The organism is Paenibacillus sp. KACC 21273 (genome assembly GCF_028736095.1).
Lineage (GTDB): Bacteria > Bacillota > Bacilli > Paenibacillales > Paenibacillaceae > Saccharibacillus > Saccharibacillus kyungheensis.
Genome location: NZ_CP117876.1, coordinates 944,705 through 963,501, shown reverse-complemented (window position 1 = coordinate 963,501; position 18,797 = coordinate 944,705). Strand labels below are relative to the sequence as shown.

17 protein-coding genes and 1 riboswitch are annotated in these 18,797 nt (G+C 39.4%); of the genes, 9 read left to right on the top strand and 8 right to left on the bottom strand.

Features of this window, described 5'->3' with window-relative positions:
- Positions 1-12: 12 nt before the first annotated feature.
- On the bottom strand, positions 13-489 hold the full coding sequence (isdC, locus tag PQ460_RS04390; protein ID WP_273613585.1) for a heme uptake protein IsdC: 477 nt from the start codon (positions 487-489) through the stop codon (positions 13-15).
- 393 nt (positions 490-882) lie between these two features.
- Between isdC and PQ460_RS04385 the strand changes: the two genes are divergently transcribed.
- From PQ460_RS04385 to PQ460_RS04355, 7 genes are all read left to right on the top strand, one after another.
- Positions 883-1,848, top strand: coding sequence for an ABC transporter substrate-binding protein (locus tag PQ460_RS04385; RefSeq protein WP_274171884.1), 966 nt, complete (start codon positions 883-885; stop codon positions 1,846-1,848).
- Position 1,849: 1 nt separating this feature from the next.
- Positions 1,850-2,854 carry a FecCD family ABC transporter permease gene (locus PQ460_RS04380; RefSeq protein WP_273613587.1) on the top strand — a complete coding sequence of 335 codons (1,005 nt, stop codon included), beginning with the start codon at positions 1,850-1,852 and terminating at the stop codon, positions 2,852-2,854.
- A complete protein-coding gene (locus tag PQ460_RS04375) occupies positions 2,851-3,681 on the top strand; it encodes an ABC transporter ATP-binding protein (protein ID WP_274171883.1) in 831 nt (276 codons plus the stop codon). The genes PQ460_RS04380 and PQ460_RS04375 overlap by 4 nt, the downstream gene beginning before the upstream one ends.
- On the top strand, positions 3,678-4,013 hold the full coding sequence (isdG, locus tag PQ460_RS04370) for a heme oxygenase (protein WP_273613589.1): 336 nt from the start codon (positions 3,678-3,680) through the stop codon (positions 4,011-4,013). The genes PQ460_RS04375 and isdG overlap by 4 nt, the downstream gene beginning before the upstream one ends.
- A gap of 158 nt (positions 4,014-4,171) precedes the next feature.
- Entirely contained in the window at positions 4,172-4,933 is a 762-nt protein-coding gene (locus PQ460_RS04365; RefSeq protein ID WP_274171882.1) for a DUF4253 domain-containing protein, read from the top strand.
- Between the two features lie 123 nt (positions 4,934-5,056).
- On the top strand, positions 5,057-6,202 hold the full coding sequence (locus PQ460_RS04360; RefSeq protein WP_274171881.1) for a virulence factor: 1,146 nt from the start codon (positions 5,057-5,059) through the stop codon (positions 6,200-6,202).
- Between the two features lie 136 nt (positions 6,203-6,338).
- Positions 6,339-6,536: riboswitch (Lysine riboswitch) on the top strand.
- A gap of 147 nt (positions 6,537-6,683) precedes the next feature.
- On the top strand, positions 6,684-8,162 hold the full coding sequence (locus PQ460_RS04355) for an amino acid permease (RefSeq protein ID WP_274171880.1): 1,479 nt from the start codon (positions 6,684-6,686) through the stop codon (positions 8,160-8,162).
- Positions 8,163-8,352: 190 nt separating this feature from the next.
- Here the strand turns inward: PQ460_RS04355 and PQ460_RS04350 are convergent, their stop codons facing one another.
- The 5 genes from PQ460_RS04350 to PQ460_RS04330 all read right to left on the bottom strand — a co-directional run bounded on the left by PQ460_RS04350 (position 8,353) and on the right by PQ460_RS04330 (position 13,139).
- Positions 8,353-9,285 (bottom strand): arabinan endo-1,5-alpha-L-arabinosidase AbnA, encoded by a 933-nt coding sequence (locus PQ460_RS04350; protein WP_273616359.1) that lies wholly within the window; start codon positions 9,283-9,285, stop codon positions 8,353-8,355.
- Between the two features lie 525 nt (positions 9,286-9,810).
- The gene (locus tag PQ460_RS04345) at positions 9,811-10,932 is read right to left on the bottom strand and encodes a transglutaminase domain-containing protein (protein ID WP_274171879.1); all 1,122 of its coding nucleotides are present in this window, start codon (positions 10,930-10,932) and stop codon (positions 9,811-9,813) included.
- 241 nt (positions 10,933-11,173) lie between these two features.
- Positions 11,174-12,271, bottom strand: a complete 1,098-nt coding sequence (locus PQ460_RS04340; RefSeq protein WP_274171878.1) for an alpha/beta hydrolase — start codon at positions 12,269-12,271, stop codon at positions 11,174-11,176.
- Between the two features lie 255 nt (positions 12,272-12,526).
- A complete protein-coding gene (locus PQ460_RS04335; protein ID WP_274171877.1) occupies positions 12,527-12,856 on the bottom strand; it encodes a DUF3139 domain-containing protein in 330 nt (109 codons plus the stop codon).
- A 16-nt stretch (positions 12,857-12,872) separates the two neighbouring features.
- On the bottom strand, positions 12,873-13,139 hold the full coding sequence (locus tag PQ460_RS04330) for a hypothetical protein (RefSeq protein WP_274171876.1): 267 nt from the start codon (positions 13,137-13,139) through the stop codon (positions 12,873-12,875).
- A 75-nt stretch (positions 13,140-13,214) separates the two neighbouring features.
- Here PQ460_RS04330 and PQ460_RS04325 point away from each other — a divergent pair, with 75 nt between their 5' ends.
- Positions 13,215-13,754, top strand: a complete 540-nt coding sequence (locus PQ460_RS04325; protein ID WP_274171875.1) for a GrpB family protein — start codon at positions 13,215-13,217, stop codon at positions 13,752-13,754.
- Between the two features lie 124 nt (positions 13,755-13,878).
- On the opposite strand, the gene xylB is transcribed toward PQ460_RS04325, so the two are convergent.
- Together xylB and xylA are read right to left on the bottom strand one after the other, a co-directional pair.
- Entirely contained in the window at positions 13,879-15,375 is a 1,497-nt protein-coding gene (xylB, locus tag PQ460_RS04320; RefSeq protein ID WP_274171874.1) for a xylulokinase, read from the bottom strand.
- A gap of 635 nt (positions 15,376-16,010) precedes the next feature.
- Positions 16,011-17,327 carry a xylose isomerase gene (gene xylA / locus PQ460_RS04315; protein ID WP_069325632.1) on the bottom strand — a complete coding sequence of 439 codons (1,317 nt, stop codon included), beginning with the start codon at positions 17,325-17,327 and terminating at the stop codon, positions 16,011-16,013.
- A 234-nt stretch (positions 17,328-17,561) separates the two neighbouring features.
- Between xylA and PQ460_RS04310 the strand changes: the two genes are divergently transcribed.
- Positions 17,562-18,725, top strand: a complete 1,164-nt coding sequence (locus PQ460_RS04310; protein ID WP_274171873.1) for an ROK family protein — start codon at positions 17,562-17,564, stop codon at positions 18,723-18,725.
- Positions 18,726-18,797 lie beyond the last annotated feature (72 nt).

The window sequence follows — 18,797 nt, the reverse complement described above, 5'->3', positions numbered from 1 at the left end:
ATTAGTTTTATTTTATTTTTTGATCGCTTTCAGACTTTTTGAATCTAAAGCTAAGCGAATCGTATAGTCATGATCATAATTGTATGAACTCACTGTTACATGAATTTTAGATACAATAGGATTTTTGAGATCGGCAATCGGAAATTGCACAATCCGTGTATCCTTTTTACTATTGCTTTGAATCACTTTCGTATCCACAATCTTGCCTTTGTATTTCACTTTGAATTGCGTGGTCCACTCACTATGATTGAGTTGTACCTGCATCGTCATTTTTCCATTTTTCACGTATAACTTGGCAGGTTTCTCAAAGTAATCATTTGCCATGGAGACTGAATTATTTTCCGCTTTTAATACGTCGTACTTGAGGGTATATGTACCGTTAGCCAATTTGGAAGAAGCCGCTTGTATCGTATTGATAGGCGTTATCCCTATGACGAAAAGACTAACCATCAAGAGCGAAAGTATGATTACGGAATATCGTTTATACATATGGACAGCATTCCTCCTAAAATCTTTAATTTTAAATGATTATCATTCTCAATTAAGATTAAAAAAATAAGCTCTTACCGAGCGATTCATTCTCTCCTTTCACGATAAAAGATCGCAAATCAAAGTGGATACAACTCCGATATTAGAGCAACCTTCCAGTGGTTGTCAATACGTTAATATCATCATAAAATCTGTGATATATGAATTTTAATTATCTTTTTTCAAATTCCTTTTCCTATATATGCCTTCAAATTTAATATCCAATTCATCCTAAAATTTAACTAAAATATTTTATTTTCAATTGACAACTCAATTGATATTCATTATCATTTAGTTACAATTTAATTGAAAATGATTATCATTTGCAACGAAAGTAATTATAGGAGGATACTCATGAAATCATCATTGCTCTGGTCATCTGCTCTGCTCTTATTTGTAATGACCGGATGTAGTTCAGCGGCATCAACGAATGTTACTACTCCTTCTGCTAATGCTGCTACAGCACAACAGGCTTCTATCACAATTACTGATTTTGCCAAAAGACAGATCGCTCTCACTCAGATCCCACAGCGTATTATTGCACTCAGCAATGGCGATATGGATATTATCTATGCACTGGGCGGAACTGTAGTCGGTCGACCGAATTCTAATGGCCCTGCTGTTGTAAGCGCTGCTGAACAAGTAGAACAAATCGGTTCCACCCATGAAGTCGATCTGGAAAAGATTACTTTTTTACAACCTGATGTAGTGCTCGGGAATTATCCTATGAATGAAAAAGATATCCCTGCGATTGAAGGTATTGGTTCTAAGCTGATCTTAACAGGAGCTAACTCTATTCAAGATATTCAGACTCAAATTACATTGTTTGGACAACTATTGCAACAAGAAACAAAAGCCAAACAACTTAACAAACAGATACAAGATCATATCCATACATTGAACTCCACAACCTCTACTGCCAAACCTAATGTATTGCTTGTGTATGGAGCACCCGGAACGTATATGGCGGCTTTGCCTAATTCATTAAGCGGTAATATTCTCGAAGTAGCAGGTGGTCATAATATCGCTGCTAATCTACCCGGTCTGCAAAACTTTCCGCAATATGCACAGCTCAATACAGAGCAGGTTGTACAAGCGAATCCTGATTACATTATGATCATGACTCATGGTAATACCGATGAAGTCAAAGCTGGATTTTTGAAAGAAATGCAAAACAATCCGGCATGGAACAGTATCAAAGCGGTACAGAACAATCAAGTGGAAGTCCTTCCATCTACGCTATTCGGCACTAATCCTGGCACTAAAGTCACCGATGCTTTGGACTTGATTCATCAAATATTGTATCCGGAACGTTCATAAGATGAACAAACAGCAACGTAACCGCAGACGATGGCTTGTCGCTATTATTCTGCCTTTGTTATCGATTATCGCTTGTCTGTATGGTGTCTTATATGGCTCTATCTCTATTCCACTGAGTGAAGTGATACCGATATTATGGGGTCAGGAGCCATCTGCATATCGTACGATTTTGATAGATTTGCGCTTACCGCGTGTGATGATTGGCTGGTTGGTCGGAGCTTGTCTGGCTACTGCTGGAGCACTGTTACAAGGTGTGATGAAAAATCCGTTAGCGGATCCAGGCATTATCGGTGTCTCTGCCGGTGGCGGGATCACAGCGATGATCACAATGGTGATGTTACCACAGTTAAGCTATCTACTTCCGATAACTGCTTTTTTGGGCGCTTTTGTTACAGCGGTATTGATCTATTTACTAGCATGGGATCGCGGAGCTTCGCCTGTAAAAATTATTCTAGCCGGGGTCGCTGTTAATGCGCTACTAGGTGCCTTAACTAACGGGATTATGGTCATTTATAGTGATCGAGTACAAGCTGTTCTTCCCTGGTTATCCGGCGGACTGAATGGACGAAGCTGGTATCATCTTGAATTTATGGCGCCTTATGCGGTATGCGGGTTGATCCTGTCGCTATTAGCTATCAAGCCAGCCAATCTATTATTGCTTGGCGATGATGCTGCTCAATTGTTAGGGCAACGAGTAGAAATGAATCGCTTGCTTATTATTTTATTGTCAGCTTTTCTAGCAGGAGCTGCTGTAAGTGTAGCAGGATTGGTCGGATTTGTGGGGCTTGTTGTTCCACATATGATTCGGCTGATGATTGGAGAAGATTATCGCTTTTTACTCCCCTTCTCAATGATTGGCGGTGGAACACTGGTTGTTTTTGCAGATACTGTCGCACGTTCGTGGTTCGGGTCGATTGAATTGCCTGTTGGTATTTTGCTTGCTGTAATTGGAGCGCCATTCTTTTTATTCCTATTGAAACGGAAAGGAAGGTTCGGTCTATCATGATACAGTCGATTCATCCTTCTACAATAACAGCAGCGATCGAGAGCAAGCAACTCAGTCTGGATAATGGTCATTTTCGTCTGGATCAGATTGATATTTCTCTGCCAAAAGGTCAAATAACCGCGATTGTGGGACCTAATGGGTCTGGCAAATCCACCTTATTGCGATTGCTTACAAAACTGCTCAAGCCAGATCAAGGGCAAGTACATATTGGAGATCGTGAGATTACTAGCTATTCTCTACGTGAATTATCGACAACGATTACGATGCTACCACAAATGAAAGAGATGCTTCCTCAATTGACTGTGCATGAACTGGTCGCTTATGGTCGATCACCGTATAGACGAAGCTGGCATACCGCTCAAAATACAACAGATACAGCAATTGTCGATCAGGTGATGCAATGGACAGGGATAGAACAGTATCGAGATCGTATGTTCCATACTTTATCTGGAGGTGAACAACAGCGTACACGAATAGCGATGGCACTGGCTCAACAGACCGATATTTTGCTACTGGATGAACCGACCACTTTTCTCGATATTGCGCATCAATTTGAAGTCATGGATATGCTAAAACGGATTAATGCGCAATCTGGATTAACTATTGTTATGGTGCTACATGATCTGCAACAAGCTGTCGCTTATTGTGATTATATGATTGCACTCAAGCAAGGCAAAGTCGCTACGTCGGGTATTCCACAACAGATTCTTACGACTGAATTTATTCATGACATTTACCATATGAAAGCTCGAATACTATTTGAGGGTGGTTATCCACTTATTTTGCCGGTTATCCCCCATCATCAATCAGGAGGTCATTTGATATGATTATTGTAACCAATACTTCTAAATTAACTAAAGGTAGTGCACATTTACTGGTGGAGCGTTTTGACAAGGTAGGCAAAGTGGAATACATGGAAGGCTTTTTAGGGCTTGAAGTGTTAGTTAATCAAAATAGCAAAGAGTTCGAAGAAGTTACGATCAGTACGCGTTGGGCATCAAAAGAAGCTTTTCAAGGATGGACTAAAAGTGACGCATTCCGCGAATCCCATGCTCATGGCTCTACACCGGATTATATTATCGAAAATAAAATTTCCTTTTATGATGTAAAGATTGTTCGTGATCCTCTTCAATCTTCCAACGATCAAGCTGTCGTCTAATACCAGACTTATTTTAGAAATAAGATTGAGCTTTCAAACAACCCCTTCTTTCATAGAACGGGTTGTTTTTGATTTGTTTTGATAGGAGTGATTACGTTATATTTAAAAGCAGATAGTACTTAGATACATACTTAAGATGATAAAGGAGCGCGATATTGATGAGTTCAGAAATACTGAATTATTTGCAACCATATAACCCATTATCTATAGAAGCAAAAGAAATCACATTTCCTATGCAACCTAAAGGAACACCCTATTCATTACTTGTTATTCCTGATGATAATATTGAGGAAGTGATGGAAGATACGCTAGATGATTACGACTCCTTAACCGATTATGTCGATCAACAGTTAGCATTACTGCAACAGATGGATGTATTGGATACATTCAGAACATTGGTCAGTCATCAATTACTCGATACTGATCTAGCTGAACACGCTAAGTCTATACAACATATGAATTGGGCATCATTGTATGAGATGTATAGCAGATTATGGGAAGGACATGCGTGGTTAGATGAGCGATTGATTCCATATCAACAAGTGGATTCGTTATGGCCTGATTTTCATGCGGCAAGTGAACCAACAGATCAATGGATTACACTTCCTTTACCTAATAGCAGAGAATATATCGCTCCATTGATGGTTCCTATGGGTGGGTTTAATGAATGCCCTGCTCCTATACTTCAAGCTTCTCTTTTCCAGTACTGGCATCAACAATATAAGGCTATTCCTATTATTGTGAATGAAAGTATTTGGATTTTACAAGCCTCTATCAGACCTGTCACTGATGAAGAAGCTTTATTACTCGCTCAAGAACACTTTATGTTCTGCTCGTATGTTTTGGAATCATTTGAGTCGATTGGGCAATATGCTAATTATCTTCAAAAGCAAGAGTTCTGGTATTTCTGGTGGGATTAACAAACGAGCAATCATCTATACCTCTTTTGGGGTACAATATGAAGATGGTAGTATATTAAATTTAAAACAAATGGCTATAGCTGTATCAGTCATTTGATTCCTAAGGAGGGTATCTACAACATTATGAAAATCACATCTATTGAACCTACGCCAAGTCCGAATACGATGATGTTGCATCTTGATGAGCAATTACCTCATGGTATCCGTAAAACATATACATTAGCGAATGAACGCTCTGCTCCTCTTTTTATTCAGCAAATGCTTCATATTGCAGGAGTCAAAAGTGTATTCCATACCGCAGACTTTGTAGCGTTGGATCGTAAAGCAAGTGCCGACTGGTCGGATATCTTAAATGAAGTACAAGCACAGATGGGTCAAGAAGGTGTAGAAAATAAATTTGAAGTACCGACAGATCTCTCAGGTGAGCACTTTGGTGAAGCTGAAGTGTTTGTGCAATTTTTCCGCGGGATTCCGATGCAGATTCGGGTGAAGTCTGGAACCAAAGAAGAACGTATTGGGCTAGCAGATCGATTTGTACAGGCAGTGACAGAAGTAGCAGTCGCTACGATGATCAAAGAACGCAAATTGACTGATTATGGTGTTCGTTATGGTGAACTTGCTGATATTGCACGTGAAGTCGAACAAGAGCTTGAAGCGGCTTTTCCAGAAGATCGATTGAAAAAGATTATCGAACAAGCGATTTCTCATGGCGCAAGTCAGGAAGAATTTGTAGAACAGCGTCGTGAAATGAACGCAAATGAAATTGCTGTAGCACTTGAAAATCCAGATTGGCGTGTACGTTATGCGGCTTTTGATCTGTTGCAACCAGATGCAGATAGCTTACCTTTAATCGAAAAAGCTTTATTTGATGAAAAAATGCAATTGCGTCGTCTTGCAGTCGTCTATCTCGGTGATCTCAAAACACCTGCAGCGATGGAACTATTATATCAAGCATTACAAGATAAATCGGCAGCGGTTCGTCGTACAGCAGGTGATACTTTATCAGATATCGGTGATCCTGCGGCAACACCAGCAATGCTAGCTACACTCAAAGACAGCAGTAAATTGGTGCGCTGGCGTGCTGCTCGTTTCTTGTATGAAGTCGGAACTGAAGAAGCACGTGACGAATTAGAATTAGCTGTGGATGATCCTGAATTCGAAGTGAGTTTACAAGCCAAAATGGCTCTAGAACGAATCGAATCCGGAGAACAAGCCGCAGGGACAATCTGGCAACAAATGGCGAAAAGTCGTGCCAAAGATAACGTCTAATGATTATAATCATTTGTTCTTCATGAGAGATTCATGATATAAGTAGTTGTCAAATCAAACGACTACACGTATACTGGAAAACAGTCATCTTATCCATGACACTAATTTCATAATAATTGCCTCATCACACAATATCCGATGAGGTAGAGGTCGCAACTATAATGAGTCTATTTGGAGAAAGCGTAAGAGCCGCTGTTGATCCCAAATAAAAAGGTATCGTTGCCGAAGTATAACTAATGCTCTGTTGTTAGTTATGCTGGGGCTGTCTCCGAAAGGAACAGAACTGTCACAGTGAACCATCTACAGATGATTCCTGTGTTGAGCTATCTTTACAAAGGAAAAGTATGGTGCGGATCATAATTAAAGGATCACGTATATATACGTGGTCTTTTTTGTTGTGTTCTTGCATGTATGTCCTTCCTTTATTTATTCACAGCATAAATTCATATGCTTAATTCAGTAAGGAGTGTATATAACTATTATGGCATCTTCATCTTCTCCATCTTCACCACCGCGTGAACTCAAAGCAGGTCTACGAGCAAGACATATGACGATGATCGCTCTCGGCGGTTCGATCGGTACTGGTCTATTTCTCGCCAGTGGTGGCGCCGTTGCTCAGGCAGGCCCTGGCGGTGCATTACTCGCGTATGCTTGTGTAGGTATTATGGTGTATTTTCTAATGACCAGTCTAGGGGAAATGGCAACGTATCGTCCTGAATCCGGTTCGTTCAATACGTATGCCGCTCGTTATGTTGATCCTGCTTTTGGATTCGCAATGGGTTGGAATTTCTGGTACAACTGGGCGATTACGATTGCAGCGGAATTATCTGCAGCAACGATTATTATTAAGTACTGGTTCCCGGAAAGTTCTTCGTTTATCTGGAGTCTATTGTTTCTAGCGGTTATCTTTTTACTTAATGTTCTGTCTGTTAAAGGTTACGGGGAATCGGAGTACTGGTTCGCGATGATCAAAATTGTAGTTGTTATTCTTTTTCTTGTTGTTGGGGTGTTAATGATCTTTGGGATTCTCGGTGGCAAAGCGGTAGGATTCAGCAACTTTACTGTAGGGGATGCTCCGTTTAATGGAGGACTGTTAGCCTTTATCGGTGTATTTATGGCGGCAGGATTTTCATTTCAAGGCACAGAGTTAATCGGGGTTGCAGCCGGTGAAAGTGAAAATCCACGTGAACATGTACCGAAAGCGATTCGTCAGGTATTCTGGCGTATTCTCATTTTTTATATTTTAGCGATTTTGGTGATTGGATTAATTATTCCTTACACTACACCTTCTCTTTTGAATGGTGAGCTAACCGATATAGGTGTCAGCCCATTTACACTGGTATTTGAAAAAGCAGGGCTTGCGTTTGCAGCAGCCGTCATGAATGCTGTTATCCTATCTTCGGTTCTATCAGCCGGTAACTCGGGGATGTATGCTTCTACTCGTGTATTGTATGCACTGGCGAAAGAAGGCAAAGCGCCTCGTATCTTCGGACGACTGAATCGTCGTGGGATTCCACAAAATGCGTTATTGTTAACGACTGCTGTAGGAATGTTAGCTTTTCTAGCTTCTTTGTTCGGGGATGGAATTGTATATCAATGGTTACTTAATGCTTCAGGAATGTGCGGCTTTATCACCTGGCTTGGAATCGCAATTAGTCATTACCGCTTCCGTCGTGCTTTTTACGCACAGGGTAAAAGTATGGATGAGTTGCCTTTCAAAGCAAAATGGTTCCCATTTGGCCCATTATTTGCTTTTGTGTTATGTGCTATAGTTATTCTGGGTCAAAGTCTATCGTATATTACACCGGAAGCTATTGACTGGAAATCGATTTTCGCTTCATATATCAGTGTGCCGTTATTTCTCATCTTATGGTTAGGATATAAGTTGATCAATCATACAAAAGTGGTTCCACTGACAGAATGTGATCTCAATAGCGGGCATTCTTTAGATAAAAAATAAAGTCATCAGCTATAACATTCAACAAAACAACTATACTACTCAATCCAAAAACACCTTCTACGCTCTATGCTTATCCAAGCACTATAGAGGTAGAAGGTGTTTTTCTAGTTATATATCTTCCTATTTATGATTTAAGCTGATGATTGGTAGGAAGAGTAATCGTGATCAGCTTACCTTGTATTGACGACTACTAATACGTAGGCCAGCCACTGGAATCCCAGTTGAGATCACTAATTAACAGCTTGGGTGCTCCATTATCATTGGCATCATACGCATGACGAGCAATAATATTATTGCCAACGATGTCTTCACCACCCGGGCCTTTCCATTGAGCGTTACCACTATCTAAAATCGTACCGCCACCATTAAGCATATTAACACCATTTTTATCTACATAAGGACCGGTAATACTTGTAGAGCGTCCATAGACAATTTTGTACGTACTGTTTACACCTTTACAGCAGTTATCAATAGAAGCGAACAAGTAGTAGTATCCGTTACGGTACGTGATCGATGGTGCTTCAATTGCTCCACCATTGTTAGGACGAGCCGCGATCGAAGTGATACTGCCTGTTGGTTTCATTGTATTTTTGTCCAGTTTGGTTAATTTAAGACCGCTCCAGAATGAACCGAAAGCTAACCATGGATTACCAGAAGCATCGATTACCAATTCAGGATCAATCGCATTGTAATCGTTAGAACCTGAAGTTGTGCGTAATACTAGACCATCATCACGCCAGCTACCTGCACCGATACTACTTGCTGAAGCTAGTCCAATAGCCGATGTATTGGAACCGAAAGAAGAAATCGAATAGTACAACCATGTACGACCATTATATGTTTTTACGTCAGGCGCCCAGACATCATTTGTTGCTTGTTTGGGTACATATGTTTTCCACCATGCTGGAGGAGATAAGAATACTTGTGGTACACGATACCAGTTGTTGCCATTATCGGATTTTAAAACTTGAATACCTTGTCCGGTCGAAAAAGTGTACCAGCTATTTCCTTCTTTAATTAAAGAGGGATCATGGACACCGACATCTCCTGATAATGGCCAGGCTGCCGCAAAAATTTTACCGTTAGGTACAACAGAAAAAAGAAGTGCTGTTAAGGTCAACATTAAAACTAATTTGCTTTTCAGCTTCATATGAATGATGTTCGCCTCCTGCTTCCGAAGTCCGCTATCTGTTACTGTTGCAACGTTTAGCGCCTATATTTAATTATAAAGCGCTTTCAATTATGTACAATATAATATTAAAGCAACTTTACACTAAGCAATTTATTGGTATTTTTATGTATATTTAATTAATATATTTGTTTATTAAATAGCATTTATATTAATTTATAAATAGAAATATACATTATGAAAAGGTATATTCATCGTTTAAAATTTATAACCATTTTTAGATGTATAACAATATCGAATTAACGTTTATCTTTTTATATACGATATACCTCTTTATTTTTCTGAGAATATTGGTTTATTTGCTAAATAAGACGAGTATATCTGTATGCTTATAAGGTGTGAAAATGATATGAATAATGCGCCGACAAAGAATGGTAAAACAGCAAAAAGGATCGGATATGATATCCGACCCTTCTTTTAAAAATAATAAATGTGGTCTATCGACCTTTTATTTAGATCTTATTTCCAAGACAAGTTAACTTTAAGATCGTTAGAACTTCCTAGCGATTGTACAGTGTAGGAGATTGATTTGATTCCTACAGAAGATAGACGACTTAGATCGCTTTTTAAGCTAGTGATATTGCCGCTATAACGGAATACCAATGAAGATTGTCCGCCTGCTTTAGCATTTTTCACTTGTTCTTTTAAAGCTGTTGCTGAGTCTACTGCCGCTGGAGAGTTATCTACAGCATAATTTAAGTTTTGTTCCAATTGTTTGTAAAATCCTGAAGTGTCGCCACCGGAAGCAATTAATGTGTTCAATGTATCTTTGTAAGCTACATTTGCCGCAGGATACGTTTTGGTCCAGTTATGATCTTGTTTCATCTGAGCATCGGTACGTAGATAATAATTCGTATCTACTCCATCGCCTTGATCGGGTAATGGATCATCCCATGTTGTATCCATGTGGTACCAATTGCCATCGATATTCACAAGGTTCCAAGCATGAAGCTCTCCGCCTGCTGTACCTTCTACAATTTTGTTCTCTACGCCAGCTTGTTTGAGCAACGCATACGTCAATAACGCATAACCCTGACATACAGCTGTACCATCATGCAATGCTTCATAAGCCGTATAACGTGTATACGTTTCATCATATTTCAGATGTTGGACTACCCAATCATGAATCGCTTTTACTTTCTGGTGATCGTTCATACCCGGTGTAATAATTTGAGCAACCGTCTGAACGACTTGATCATTTACATATTTAGTCTGAGCGACTGTCTCACGGTACTTCATATCTACCGTTACCAGAGCAGAATACGCATTACTGCGCCATGTTAGACCATAGCTATCCAAGATATACATCGTATATGGATCTTTTTCCAATGCTGTCTCAAATGAGTCTTGTAACATTGCTTTTAACTTGGCTGTACTGCCTTTGTACGTAAATGTTACTTGTGCACTACGGTTCATTAATCCTTTGTACAATTGATCAACGATATCTGATGCGCTGTTTACAGTGATCTGTGAAGTAGCCGCGTATGCAGTATTACCACTAAACGAAATCGCTGGAACTGTAGAAAATACTAATGTTCCGGCTAAAAGGGTCTTCACCCAAAGTTGACTTGATCTATTCATGCAGACGTAACCGCCCTTCATCGTGTAGGTAATAGGTAAACATAACTATAGTGAGTGAGCAACTTAGCAATGATAAGCGTTATAATCTGTAGGACGATCTGTCGATTATATTTACTTATTTATAGAGTATAAGCTTAATTATAGTCGTTATAAACTGGATTGTACACAACCGCATATTTTCATGAGATATATGTATCCATTTTGATATTACTAACGAATAATATTACTTTATCACTATATTTTAATTATCGGTTGCAGACGCTTTTTCATTTACTGATTTAAGCCAACTTATTGGACTTTTCCATACACGAATATTCATTTTTTTGGCGGTCGTCTTATTTATGATAGGCGATTGAGTAATCGCTTTGGTTCTAGGTTGAGCATGCTTTACATGTTCATCCAAAAACGGCAACACTTTCGCCCAGAAATGAGGATCTTTTTGTGAAGAACTATGTCCATTCGTATCTACAAATAATGTCTCAATCGGTGGTGTGACTTGCCCCATAACAAATTCTAATTCAGTCGGTGGAATAAAAGCGTCTCCGCGCGAATGGATCATCAGAATCGGCAAATCGGCTTCTTTACGTGCTTCATTGATCGAGAATACGGTATTTTTCTGTTGATATTCTTTGAGCGAAATATGAGAACGATAAAACCAGATTCTTGGAATAATATTAGCCATCGGAAATAGTGGTAGCCCCCGACGCTTAAATTCAGCTTCAAGCACACTCTCAAATTGAGCAGGCATCGAATCGGTAATAACAGCTCGTACAGGCAATCCATAAGGAAGCGACAAAATGGTACCCAGTCCCCCCATAGAATGCCCTAACACTCCAATCCGCTGAGGATCAATCTCTGGAATATGTACAGCATAATCCAGTGCCGCCAAAATATCATCCCGAAATGTATATGCAGAAGGTGCTTCAATCGGTTCACTATGTCCATGACTACGCGCATCATACATCAAAAGGGCATATCCTGCTTCCCATAATGGCTCAATATAGCGCAGTACCCGAGAACGATTAGAACCCCAACCATGGGCAATAATCATCAATGGTGCAGACGTTGTAGAGTCCATATGATCTGTTGGATCTTTGATCGTATTGTGATCTGTAGGATATTGTAGATCTTCTTGTATTTTGGAAGGAATAAACCACCCTTGAATACGTAGACCGTCACTCAAAAATTCAATATCTTGATAAGGCATCGCAGGCTTACGCTCTACCGGAATACGTTTGGGTGTTTGCGCTTTGACCGCTGTATTCCATACCATTCTTGTTCCTGCAAGTGCTAATACTGCTCCACTTACGCCACCAATTAACCAATACCGTTTATCCATCAGGGTTCCTCCTTTTTTTAATGTAAAAATCATGTATCTTATATTTGAAATGTATAATAGAATCCATTTCGCCGACACTTATTTAAACATATGTCTATTATTACACATTTGGTCTGAGATACTAAACAATTTTATTATTTATGAAGGATAATTTATAGTGGAGAATGATTAATGTCGAAATGGTTAGTTCCGATTTTACTATATTGTAGGTTATCGCGACTTACTATTATGTACTATTGCTTACTACTATGTAGATTACGGATTTTCTGCATGAATATATTTTTGCTTCAAATCATTAATAGCAGGGATACAATGATACTGCTCCATTTGTCCATTGTCTGATTTATACATATACATTGCATTTCTTTCGTCTTTGAATATTACACTTGTGCTGACTACAGGTGCTTTACTAATATACGTTTTGATTTCAGCAATATCTGTACTTTGATATCCTTTTTCCAGTACCAGATAGTTGATGACTTTTTGAGTCACTTGTTTTTTGTAATAATCTACTCCAAAATGAAAAAGAAGAGCGCTAATAACGACTACAATACAGATTTTGAGCGAAATGTTTTGGTTTTTCATCTCTTTTACTCCTTTCTTAGGTCAGCATGTTTATTACATATGACCAATCTTGAAGTTCTACTAAGGAACCTGCACATACAGCAGATATTCCTATAACTATCCCTACCAGTCTATTCACTTTTTGCTCACTCATCTTTGTTTTTTCAAATAAAAAGATCAAACCTACAACCGATAAAAGATAAGCAATTTGTTGAGTACTCTCTCCCCAGATCAAACCGATACTATAAGACAAACACAAAGCCATACTTAACGATAACAGTAGTAAGGGGATACGTAATTTCATATGAATTGTCCTCCTTTATTTGTTCTCAACAAGTTATAATACAACTTCATCATTTCTATAAAAGGATGTGTATATATGCCAAAAAATGAATTAGGTATTGCTAAAAATCAAATCAAGCTTGTTGATTATGATCCTGACTGGATTGGATTATTTGAAAATATGAAAAAAAGCATCTGTACTGCCACCTCATTACATCCAAATAGAGTACAACATATTGGAAGTACCGCGATTGCTAATATCCAAGCCAAACCTGTAATCGATATTCTTGTCGGGGTTGATCATTTAGAGCAAGTAGCTATGTATGATGAGTATTTGAAAACAATTGGATTTTATCGACTGAAAGTACAAAGAGAAAATGAATATGTATATGCTAAATTCAAAGATACTACGTTCGATGTTAAAACTCATTTTATTCATATGGTAACGTTTGAAAGTGATATTTGGAAAAATCTTATTTTCTTTCGAGATTATCTAAATACTCATCCCGAGCAAAAGCTAGAATATCAGAAAATTAAACAATCATTTGTTGATCTGCAAAGTGAAGGAATCCAGGAATATACCGCGCACAAAGAACAGTTTGTTCATTATATTTTTAGCTTGAAGCATTCTTTGTAACGATGCTATTTTTGCTTTAACAAAAATGATTTTGTAATATATTTCCACTTTAAAGCAAAAACCCTTCTTTGTGTTGTAAAAGAAGGGTTTTTATTAATTATTATTTTTCTATCTATACGTCTATCTATCCGCGAAAAGCCGCCAAACGTTTATTCAATTCAGCAGTCTGTCCATAAATATCCTGATAAATCGCAAATAACTGATCATACTTTTCAGCACGTTCCGGATCAGGTTGGTAAGACTTCGCGTGACGTAAAAATGCCGCTGCACAGTCTTGCAAAGATGGGAACCACCCGCTACCATAAGCCGCCAACATAGCCGCTCCCATAGCAGGCCCTTGTTCATTTTCTAAACGAACAATCTCGGCGTTAAAGATATCTGCTTGCATTTGCAACCAGGTCTCATTCTTCGCTCCGCCACCGATCGAGACGACAGAAGTGATACTTTTGCCTGATTCGCGTAAAATATCAATCGATTCTCGTAAAGAGAATGTAATTCCTTCCAATACAGCACGCGCAAAATGCGGTAACTTGTGCGCGGCATCAATACCGATAAAGCTTCCACGAATATCTGCATCCGGATGAGGTGTACGTTCACCTACGATATAAGGTGTAAATAACAGCCCTTCTGCACCTGCCGCCACATTGTTCACGCCATGCAATAACTGGTCAAATGAAAGGTCTTTGCCAAATGCACTGCGGAACCATTCTAGACTGTACCCTGCCGCAAGAGTAACACCCATAATATAAAAAGCATCTTGCTCACTATGATTAAAGAAATGAACTTTCCCTGCAAAATCCAAATCTTTACGTTCTTCATAAGACAGCACGACACCGGATGTACCGATACTGCACATCGTCTGCCCTTCACTTAGAATTCCTGCACCGATCGCACCACAAGCATTATCTGCTCCACCACCATAGACGCGTGTATTTACACTCAATCCTGTCTGTTCAGCGACTTCCGGCAATAATCCACCTACATCATCAAATGATTCGATTAGACGCGGAAGCAACGACATAGGCAAATCAAAAGCTGAAGCGATCTTCTCACTCCACTGCTTACCGGTTACATCGAGTAACAATGTGCCTGCCGCATCGGAATAATCCATCGCTAGATCACCTGTTAACTGGTAACGCACATAATCTTTCGGTAGCAAAACTAATCGTGCCGCTTCCATATGCTCTGGCTCATTTTCCTGCACCCATAAAATTTTGGGCAATGTAAATCCTTCCAACGCCCGATTACGAGCAATCTGTAATAATTCATCACCTAACGTCTCTTCAATCTGGCGACACTGCTTACTGGTACGTGTATCATTCCACAAAATCGCTGGACGAATCACCTTATTGTCTCCATCCAACAACACCAATCCATGCATTTGCCCCGAAAAGCTCAACCCTTCAATTTCTTCAGACGCTACCCCTGAAATCTCTACTAACCGACGAAGCGATGTTAACGTCCCTTTTACCCAATCTTCAGGACTCTGTTCGCTATATCCTGCTTTTGGTTGAGATAACGGATACGATTCAGACGTCTCATAAGCAATATTCCCCTGCTTATCCACCAACACCGTCTTCACCGCACTCGTCCCCAAATCAACTCCAATCACATAACTCATCCTTAACCCTCCTTCAATTTATCTTTGCTACACAAATAATTACTAAATATATCAAAAAAATTAAGTCCCTTTTACCACTTCATAACACCTTTAATTCCATACCTATATATTTTTCTTTCATCACATAAAATGCTAATCATTATTTATTATTTCTAAACTTATTGCCAACCATTATCACGTATTCTACGCCCATAACTGCACTCATAGCAGACATCTACCCACAATAAATCATTCAATCTTTTAATCTTTTAATCTTTTAATCTTTTAAAACTTTATATTTATTTATATTTTTGCCCTATATCAAAACCAAAAGTATTTTCCCAAAATGCTTACCGCATCAAAAAATGCCTCCCTCCCCACAAGGGAATAAGGGAGACATGCCTTTGACCTTATCTTTTAGCATTATCTTTTGCTCTAATCTTCTATCCTCATCCACAGTATCTACACGCTCAAGCGAAGAGAATCTATTCTTCTGAAAGAGCGAAGCGCTCGCCTTTAAGGTTGGATATCGACTGCCTAGCAGTCTAACCAAGATATCCAACCTTACCAGCGACGACAAGAAGAATAAATTCTCGTAGCGCTCTAACGCTAGTACACTATATTTAAACTAAATTAATCCCTAAAGTGTATCCCTCTTATTCCGTCACCAAATACTGATTAAGAACAGATTTCAACCATTCTTCACGACCAGATTCATTGGCACGAGGAGTCTCATTATTAAGCGCATACTCTGCCAGTGAAGACAATGTCGCTTTGCCGCTCAACACATCGGCTCCAATACCTTCTTGGAAACTGCTGTACCGTTTGTCGATAAAGTCTTCGAATACACGATCTTCGATCAGACGCGCTGCTGTTGTTAGACCTTTAGCAAAAGTATCCATTCCAGCGATATGAGCTAAGAATAAATCTTCTGGCTCAAAAGAAGGCCGACGTACTTTCGCATCAAAGTTAACGCCACCTTTACCTAGACCGCCATTTTGCAACACTTCATACATCGTTAAAGTCGCCGCGTAAAGATCTACCGGGAATTCATCCGTATCCCATCCGATCAATAGATCCCCCTGATTCGCATCCAGTGATCCCAACATACCATTAGTACGAGCAACACGTAATTCATGTTGGAAATTGTGTCCTGCAAGCGTCGCATGGTTCGCTTCCAAGTTCAATTTGAAATGTTTATCCAGACCATTTTTTTGCAAGAAAGCAATTGTAGTTGCCGCATCAAAATCATATTGATGTTTTGTCGGCTCTTTTGGTTTGGGTTCGATCAAGAATTGAGCATCAAACTGAATTTCTTTCGCATAATCGATCGCCATATGGAACATACGTGAAATATTATCTTGTTCTAGTGCATAGTCCGTATTGAGCAATGTCTCATACCCTTCACGACCGCCCCAGAACACATAGTTTTCAGCACCTAGACGTTTACCTACTTCAAGACCTTTTTTGATCTGAGCCGCTGCATGAGCGTACACATCTGCATTACTCGTTGAAGCTGCACCATGCATAAAGCGTGGATTACTGAACATATTCGCTGTATTCCAGAGCAATTTTTTACCGGATTGTTTCATATATCCTTCTAAAAGGTCGACAATCGTATCAATATTGCTGTAAAATTCTCGCAAGCTATCTCCTTCAGGAGCGATATCTACATCATGGAAACAGAAGTAAGGCATATCAAGCTTATCCATTAATTCAAACAATGCTTCAGCACGAGCTTTGGCAAGATCAAGACCTGTATACGAATCCCAAGGACGCACTGCTGTATTCACACCAAATGGATCAGCTCCACCTGCTACCATCGTATGCCAGTAAGCCATACCGAAGCGCAAATGTTCTTCCATTGTTTTACCAGCGATCACTTGAGTCGGGTTATAAAATTTAAAAGCGTATGGATTTTTGGATTGGACACCTTCGTAAGTAATTTTTTCGATATTTGCAAAGTAAGCCATAAATAAAATCCTCCTCTTATCATTCGTATGAGATTGTTACAAAAATCTCTTTTAGAGCGGCTTAGTAAGCAGAGAAGGTGCGCCTAAAATCGATCATCTAACAATCATTTGGCAGAACAATGTATCCAACATAATCAAAAAGAAATCGTTTACATCGCTATCCTAACATATATGATATACTTTGTCTATCGGTTAAACAAAGTTAGTGAATAGTCATCTGAAAGGAAGAAAATTATGAAAATCACAGGTGATCAAGCGCTTGTCAAAAAGATAAATAAGTCTCTGGTGTTAGATAATATTCGCCAGTATGCTCCTCTATCACGTACTCAAGTCTCCCAATCAACAGGACTGAATAAAGCCACAGTCTCCAATCTTGTACAAGAATTGATTGACGATCAACTGGTAATCGAATCCGGTCAAGGACAGTCTAGTGGTGGACGCAAGCCGTTGATTTTGTTGTTTAACAAAAATGCAGGTTATGCCGCAGGGGTAGAGATTACAGTCAACGAGCTTATTTTGATTCTGACCAATCTGGAAGGTGAAATTATTGCCAACTCGACCTCTCCTCTTGCTAGCCATCAAGTGACTGATGTTATTGAGCAGCTACAGACCGAAATGACTGTATTGTTGCGCAATCTGCCTGATTCGATCCATGGAATTATCGGTATGGGAGTTGGTGTACCAGGAATGGTGGATGAACAAGGAAATGTATTATTTGCACCCAATCTCGGTTGGGAAGGTGTTGCTTTACGAGAACAATTAGAGCATTTATTTCATATTCCTGTGATTGTCGATAATGAAGCCAATGCAGGGGCACTCGGAGAATTGCAGTTCGGTGCAGGTAGACAAGCTCAACATCTGGTCTATGTCAGTGTAGGAACAGGGATAGGTTCTGGCATCATTATTGAAGGGGAACTGTACAAAGGCTCCCGCGGTTATGCAGGAGAAACAGGGCATATGTCTGTAGAATCTTACGGTCTACCTTGTTCTTGTGGTAGTCAGGGGTGTTGGGAATTATATGCTTCTGAACTGGCTTACGATCATGCTGTCAAAGAACCGATTCCCGGTAGTACTACCGCAGATTGGGTAAGACGTGCTGAATTCGATGAACCGGAAGCTAGAGATTTATTTCAAAAAATCGGTGAATATCTAGGTATTGGTATTACCAATCTAGTCAATGGATTTAACCCTGAATTAGTGATTATTGGCGGGCATATGAGACAGGCAGAACCATGGATCGATCAGTATTTACAAGAGGTGGTATCCCGAAGAACTCTTCCTTATCATCGCCAAAAGTTAATCATTCAATACTCCGAATTACAAGATCAATCGACTGTGATCGGTACAGCCTATATGGCTGTCTCACAATTTCTAGGTCGGGTAAAAGTATCGCTTTAATATCATTTGGACACAATTCTTAATTATTTTAATAGTAAATGTGAATTATTTATCTTAAATTTGACGTAAAAT

What these genes read in the sequence shown, in the direction of transcription:
- PQ460_RS04350 (WP_273616359.1), bottom strand. Translation starts at nt 9,285, where the DNA reads ATGTTGACCTTAACAGCACTTCTTTTTTCTGTTGTACCTAACGGTAAA.
- xylA (WP_069325632.1), bottom strand. Translation starts at nt 17,327, where the DNA reads ATGGCTTACTTTGCAAATATCGAAAAAATTACTTACGAAGGTGTCCAA.
- PQ460_RS04385 (WP_274171884.1), top strand. Translation starts at nt 883, where the DNA reads ATGAAATCATCATTGCTCTGGTCATCTGCTCTGCTCTTATTTGTAATG.
- PQ460_RS04380 (WP_273613587.1), top strand. Translation starts at nt 1,850, where the DNA reads ATGAACAAACAGCAACGTAACCGCAGACGATGGCTTGTCGCTATTATT.
- PQ460_RS04360 (WP_274171881.1), top strand. Translation starts at nt 5,057, where the DNA reads ATGAAAATCACATCTATTGAACCTACGCCAAGTCCGAATACGATGATG.
- PQ460_RS04325 (WP_274171875.1), top strand. Translation starts at nt 13,215, where the DNA reads ATGCCAAAAAATGAATTAGGTATTGCTAAAAATCAAATCAAGCTTGTT.
- PQ460_RS04345 (WP_274171879.1), bottom strand. Translation starts at nt 10,932, where the DNA reads ATGAATAGATCAAGTCAACTTTGGGTGAAGACCCTTTTAGCCGGAACA.
- PQ460_RS04365 (WP_274171882.1), top strand. Translation starts at nt 4,172, where the DNA reads ATGAGTTCAGAAATACTGAATTATTTGCAACCATATAACCCATTATCT.
- PQ460_RS04340 (WP_274171878.1), bottom strand. Translation starts at nt 12,271, where the DNA reads ATGGATAAACGGTATTGGTTAATTGGTGGCGTAAGTGGAGCAGTATTA.
- PQ460_RS04355 (WP_274171880.1), top strand. Translation starts at nt 6,684, where the DNA reads ATGGCATCTTCATCTTCTCCATCTTCACCACCGCGTGAACTCAAAGCA.
- isdC (WP_273613585.1), bottom strand. Translation starts at nt 489, where the DNA reads ATGTATAAACGATATTCCGTAATCATACTTTCGCTCTTGATGGTTAGT.
- xylB (WP_274171874.1), bottom strand. Translation starts at nt 15,375, where the DNA reads ATGAGTTATGTGATTGGAGTTGATTTGGGGACGAGTGCGGTGAAGACG.
- isdG (WP_273613589.1), top strand. Translation starts at nt 3,678, where the DNA reads ATGATTATTGTAACCAATACTTCTAAATTAACTAAAGGTAGTGCACAT.
- PQ460_RS04375 (WP_274171883.1), top strand. Translation starts at nt 2,851, where the DNA reads ATGATACAGTCGATTCATCCTTCTACAATAACAGCAGCGATCGAGAGC.
- PQ460_RS04335 (WP_274171877.1), bottom strand. Translation starts at nt 12,856, where the DNA reads ATGAAAAACCAAAACATTTCGCTCAAAATCTGTATTGTAGTCGTTATT.
- PQ460_RS04310 (WP_274171873.1), top strand. Translation starts at nt 17,562, where the DNA reads ATGAAAATCACAGGTGATCAAGCGCTTGTCAAAAAGATAAATAAGTCT.
- PQ460_RS04330 (WP_274171876.1), bottom strand. Translation starts at nt 13,139, where the DNA reads ATGAAATTACGTATCCCCTTACTACTGTTATCGTTAAGTATGGCTTTG.